2 protein-coding genes, 7 tRNA genes and 1 rRNA gene are annotated in these 5024 nt (G+C 42.7%); 3 read left to right on the top strand and 7 right to left on the bottom strand.

Annotated elements, in window-relative coordinates; genetic code table 11:
* From rrf to F0232_RS24815, 3 genes are all read left to right on the top strand, one after another.
* Window positions 1–110, top strand: a 5S ribosomal RNA gene (rrf, locus tag F0232_RS24825); the annotation flags it as partial.
* A gap of 30 nt (window positions 111–140) precedes the next feature.
* Window positions 141–217 (top strand) — tRNA-Asp (locus tag F0232_RS24820).
* A gap of 1158 nt (window positions 218–1375) precedes the next feature.
* Window positions 1376–1771 (top strand): DUF2391 family protein, encoded by a 396-nt coding sequence (locus F0232_RS24815; RefSeq protein WP_008224619.1) that lies wholly within the window; start codon window positions 1376–1378, stop codon window positions 1769–1771.
* Between the two features lie 237 nt (window positions 1772–2008).
* Here the strand turns inward: F0232_RS24815 and F0232_RS24810 are convergent.
* From F0232_RS24810 to F0232_RS24780, 7 genes are all read right to left on the bottom strand, one after another.
* Window positions 2009–2084 (bottom strand) — tRNA-Asn (locus tag F0232_RS24810).
* A 36-nt stretch (window positions 2085–2120) separates the two neighbouring features.
* A tRNA-Thr gene (locus F0232_RS24805) sits at window positions 2121–2196 on the bottom strand.
* A 10-nt stretch (window positions 2197–2206) separates the two neighbouring features.
* Window positions 2207–2282 (bottom strand) — tRNA-Asn (locus F0232_RS24800).
* 24 nt (window positions 2283–2306) lie between these two features.
* Window positions 2307–2382, bottom strand: a tRNA-Thr gene (locus F0232_RS24795).
* Window positions 2383–2438: 56 nt separating this feature from the next.
* Window positions 2439–2514: transfer RNA gene (locus F0232_RS24790), tRNA-Phe, on the bottom strand.
* 235 nt (window positions 2515–2749) lie between these two features.
* On the bottom strand, window positions 2750–4375 hold the full coding sequence (locus F0232_RS24785) for a methyl-accepting chemotaxis protein (RefSeq protein WP_061032405.1): 1626 nt from the start codon (window positions 4373–4375) through the stop codon (window positions 2750–2752).
* Window positions 4376–4920: 545 nt separating this feature from the next.
* Window positions 4921–4996, bottom strand: a tRNA-Asn gene (locus F0232_RS24780).
* Window positions 4997–5024 lie beyond the last annotated feature (28 nt).

Here is a 5024-nt window from a genome sequence, read left to right as displayed (position 1 = left end):
GACCATAGCATTGTGGACCCACCTGATTCCATGCCGAACTCAGAAGTGAAACACAATAGCGCCGATGGTAGTGTGGGGCTTCCCCATGTGAGAGTAGGACATCGTCAGGCTCAAATTGCTTTAAGCTGAATAGACACTGCGGAGTGGTAGTTCAGTTGGTTAGAATACCGGCCTGTCACGCCGGGGGTCGCGGGTTCGAGTCCCGTCCACTCCGCCACTTATACTAAGCCCAAGCATAACTGCTTGGGCTTTTTCACGTTTGAATCATTGTGTTCCTCTCTTTGAGCCCGTGATCTACGAGTTCTGGTTAGCTCGCAAGAGCGGGTGTAACTCGTGGCTTTAGATAAGTTAGTTAAAGTTACGAAGCTTGTGGCTTAACTAGACGTATAAATAGGCTGCTAGAGGCTCTGGGTCCCTTAGGAGTGATGAGTTACGGATATCTTTGCCCTGAGCTTATTATCTTTATAGAGTATTGGGTTTGTATTGATTTCGTCACCAGTAAATGTGGTTCGCACAACCCGTTTATATACCGGCTCTTTTTTGCCTCTCATTTTGTCGGCAGGTAAATATCTTTAGATATATGATGTTTCGACGCTTAGTTAACCTAGTGGCGTTTAGCCTTTGTAATTGGCTCAATTATACGGATGGAGGCCTATGTCTTCACTAGCGCAATAGAGAGCTATTTCCTTGTGTCTTGGTAACTGCTCATGGGTCGATGAGTTACTAATCGGGCATATTCTATGGTTCTAGTAATTACGGCTGTTAGCTCTTTATATAGTTACTGACGAGGCACTAGCTCTGGTAAGGTCTACTTATGAATACGTTCAACAAATCACGCCTTCTTTTTTTGGTGTTCTTAAGGTCTTAGGTTATCCATCATGATTGCTCTAGCCTTTATAAGGTTTGGGGAACCTGAATTATTAGAGTTGTTGTAAAACCCTCCGATTAAGACTTCTGTAAATGAAGCAACGTCAGTCAGTATTCTCTTTACCTCTCTTTTCAATAACCCTCTTTATTTCCTCGCGAGTGACTTCACTATATTGTTTTATTAGAAGTACAGTAGAAGATGATCTTTTTCAGTTTAGGGTTGAGTAACAATGCTAGTAATACCGTTGAAACTAATGCCCTCAAGCGTCAAGTTTTGAAGCTTGCAAAAAGCTCTACAATAATGTCAAAGCGTTAAATCTACTATTTCTTTGAAATACAGCAATTTTTGATATGTTGCTTTCAAGTTCAAATCTTAGCTCGCTGAAGGTGGTTAATATGAAGCACTAGAGTTTAATTTGAATCTAACGGTGATACTACCAACTCAATGGTTAAGAGCAATGGATGCTAGATCTGCAAGATCGTTGAGAAAGCCTCAATAGGTGATGTAATGAAACTAAGTTTTAATTTTGAAGATGCAAGCCAGATCTTTGTCGGATCTTTTGCTCTGGCGGTGCCTATCTCTTTTTCTGAAGAAGCCTGGAGGCTAGGAGAGACGTTACCTACTGAAAATTTATTGCTGCTATTTATGTTATCCGCAGTCTTTCTTGGTTTTTATACTTATGAGAGTGTCTTTCAAAAGGATGTTGTTGCTCGAGTCCCCGTATTCATTTTTAGAATCGTTATCGCTTATGTCATGACGGCCATGGTTGTGGCATTAGTATTGACTTGTTTAGATAAACTCCCTTTATTGTCTGACCCTGTTGTGTCAATCAAGAGGGTGATTGTTATTTCTATGCCAGCCTCTATGGGAGCTATTGTGGTGGATAGTTTTGATAAGGAGTAACTATGGTAGTTCAGGATCTCATGGTGTTTTACAGTCATAACTGAGAGCGTTTAGGACGATGTTTGAAGTAGGGAGCTCTAAATCACCACACTATACAGATCTTCGATTTATGGTCGTCGTTATCGCCGGAGTAATTTTCGATGTGATAAAAGGCAAGGATGTTTAAAGAAGGTAGGAAAGAGATGCGTGATCTTCAGGTGCAAAAAAGCCGCATCAATGATGCGGCTTCTTCTTTATTGGCTCCCCCTGCGGGACTCGAACCTGCGACATACGGATTAACAGTCCGCCGTTCTACCAACTGAACTAAGGGGGAATTATTTAAGAAGAGTAAACTTCTCAATAATATAAATGGTGCCGACTACCGGAATCGAACTGGTGACCTACTGATTACAAGTCAGTTGCTCTACCTACTGAGCTAAGTCGGCACACTAAATGTGGCTCCCCCTGCGGGACTCGAACCTGCGACATACGGATTAACAGTCCGCCGTTCTACCAACTGAACTAAGGGGGAATTATTCTTAAAGCTTTAAAGAAATGGTGCCGACTACCGGAATCGAACTGGTGACCTACTGATTACAAGTCAGTTGCTCTACCTACTGAGCTAAGTCGGCACATGATATTTCTTTGTGCTTTACTGTTGTTGTCTAAGACACCAACAAATAAATTGTGGTGCCCGGAGGCGGAATCGAACCACCGACACGAGGATTTTCAATCCTCTGCTCTACCGACTGAGCTATCCGGGCGACGAGGTGTATTAAACGTGTTTTCGCGTTCTGGGTCAACATTAAATTGCAAAAAAAGTATTGTTTGATGTTTTTCTATACTTAGTGGGTTGTTTTTGTTCATTTGCGATGAAAAACCTAGGTCTAGCATGCCCTAAAAGATTGAGAAACTACGTTTAACTAGACGGAATGAGTGCCGAAATAAAAAAAGCACGTATGAAAACGTGCTTTTATATTTAAAAATCTTCCCGAAACTTTAGTGTTTTACTTCAAACCTATTTACCCAAGCTTCTAGTTCATTAGATAGAGAGGCTAAGGTTTGGGTGCTGTTATGACTTTCGGTCACTACATTGCTTAGTTGATTACCACTTTCCTCAATCATGTTGATGCGCTTCGAGATATCATCACTCACTTGAGTTTGCTCAGCTGCTGCTGTCGCGATTTGATGGCTCATTGAAGAGATTGACTCAAGAGCAATAACAATCTGTTGTAGCGCTTCTGAGGCATTTTGAGACTCGGTTACTGTGCTCTGGCTGGTCGCTGCACACACTTCCATGGTTTGGATAGCGTTGCGAGAGCCGTCCTGAAGGTTATTGATCATTAACTGGATCTCTTTAGTGCTTGATTGCGTTCGGCCTGCAAGATTACGCACCTCATCAGCAACCACTGCAAATCCGCGACCTTGCTCGCCTGCACGAGCAGCCTCAATTGCTGCATTTAGTGCCAATAGGTTTGTCTGTTCTGCAATATCGCCAATCACATCCAATACTTTCACAATGTTGTTTACATCGTTATCTAGGTTAGCGACAGCTTCGCTTGCTGTTCCTAGTTGTCCTGCGAGGCCTTGGATATTGTCTACTGTGTTATGAATCAGGCGCTGAGTATGCTGGCTCTGTTTGTCTGCTTCATCAGTGTTGCGCGCTGTGTCTCCCGCAGAATCAGCAACGTTATTAGCTGAAGATGCCATCTCTGTCATCGCAGTTGCGATCATTTCAGTGGATTGCTGTTGTGTCTCAGTGAGTTGAGCAATAGAACCAGCGCGGTCTTCGACTCGTTGCAGCTCGCCTCGTAATGCCAACATCGAAGCATTAAGGTTAGATACCAGTTCAGCCAGCGATTTACTCATTTGTTGTACTGCATGATAGATACTGCCATCGACAGCTTTAGTTTCGAAAGAAGTCTGAATACGTCCTTCTGCTACAGCTTGTACGGCTTCTCTCACGTCTTTAGGCTCGCCACCAAGTAGTGCCAGCATTCGTTTAATAGACACGATTAAGCTAGAAAGAATAAGACCTGCAATAACAACACATAGGAATAGCTGCCATTGAGCAGTTGACCAGAAACGAGCGTTAACTTCATTGAAGCCTATACCTGTTCCTACAACCCAACCCCAATGCGGTGTTTTCTCTGCAATAGATAGTTTTTCTTCAATCGTGCCATCTGGCTGTTTTTGGGTCCAGGTGTATTCAACGATCTGACCTGTTCGGTTACCAAGTACTCTTTGGATTAATTGACCAACACTATTACCGTCTCCATCTTTAAAGTCATTAAAGCTAGTTCCGTGTAACTGAGGATCTAACGGAGTAGCGACAAACGTCATATTCTCATCGGCAACGTATACATATTCATTGTCTTTATAAATATTGTTACGCAGCAGACGTGTCGCCAACTGTTTTGCTTGTTGTTCTTCTAACATGCCGTCAATGGCCATCTTTTCAACTTCAGTAAGAATGCTGTATGCACTCTTAAATAGCTCAGTTACGCGAGCTTTGTTGTCCATGTTGCTAGCGACTCTTAAGGTCCATAAACCTGTAGCGGTCAACGCTAGTAGGGCGACTAAAATGATGCCCGATAGTAAGTAAGCTTGCGTTTTTAGTTTCATATTTCCCCGCGCAGCAATTAAATAATAAATATTAGGTATGTTTCATCGAATCTTAATCTAAGTCGTGTAGGGCAGATATTAGAAAGATATCAAAACATGATGAAGATTAAATTTACGAAGAAAAAAAAGTAATGGAACGCTAGTTTGTTACCTTTTGTGTATTTGAGTGTGTCTTGCGAATGGCTGTAAGGGAGCGGCATTAGTCAGAGATTGTCGTTGAGCAGAGGTATACGACGGAAGAGGGTAGTTTTCCAGTTTCAGTATTTAATGCGTGCCTAAATTGAAAGAGCTTTTCAGTATTGGAATTCGACGTGACCGGAGAAGGGGGACGATTTTTCTGAGACATTGCTTTGGCACAAAGCAGGAGCGTTAGATACGAAAAAGCCTCATCGTGTGATGAGGCTTTCTCTAAAATGACTCCCCTGTTGGGACTCAACGTGGGCGGCTAGTACGGTCCGACGTTTCGGCTGAGACATTTATTTGGTACAAATAAGTCGCAGCTTAAAACGAAAAAAGCCAAGTCTTTCGACTTGGCTTCTTGAATGTGGCTCCCCCTGCGGGACTCGAACCTGCGACATACGGATTAACAGTCCGCCGTTCTACCAACTGAACTAAGGGGGAATTACTTGCGTTAACTTATTTAAGTTAA

The sequence above is a fragment of the Vibrio sp. T3Y01 genome, assembly GCF_013114525.1.
Taxonomy (GTDB): domain Bacteria; phylum Pseudomonadota; class Gammaproteobacteria; order Enterobacterales; family Vibrionaceae; genus Vibrio; species Vibrio chagasii_B.
Note: the sequence above shows the minus strand (reverse complement) of the source record. Positions and strands in the feature narration are given on the sequence as shown.

Excerpts from the sequence above, each read along its gene's own strand:
- F0232_RS24815 (WP_008224619.1), top strand. The coding sequence starts at position 1,376 with ATGAAACTAAGTTTTAATTTTGAAGATGCAAGCCAGATCTTTGTCGGA.
- F0232_RS24785 (WP_061032405.1), bottom strand. The coding sequence starts at position 4,375 with ATGAAACTAAAAACGCAAGCTTACTTACTATCGGGCATCATTTTAGTC.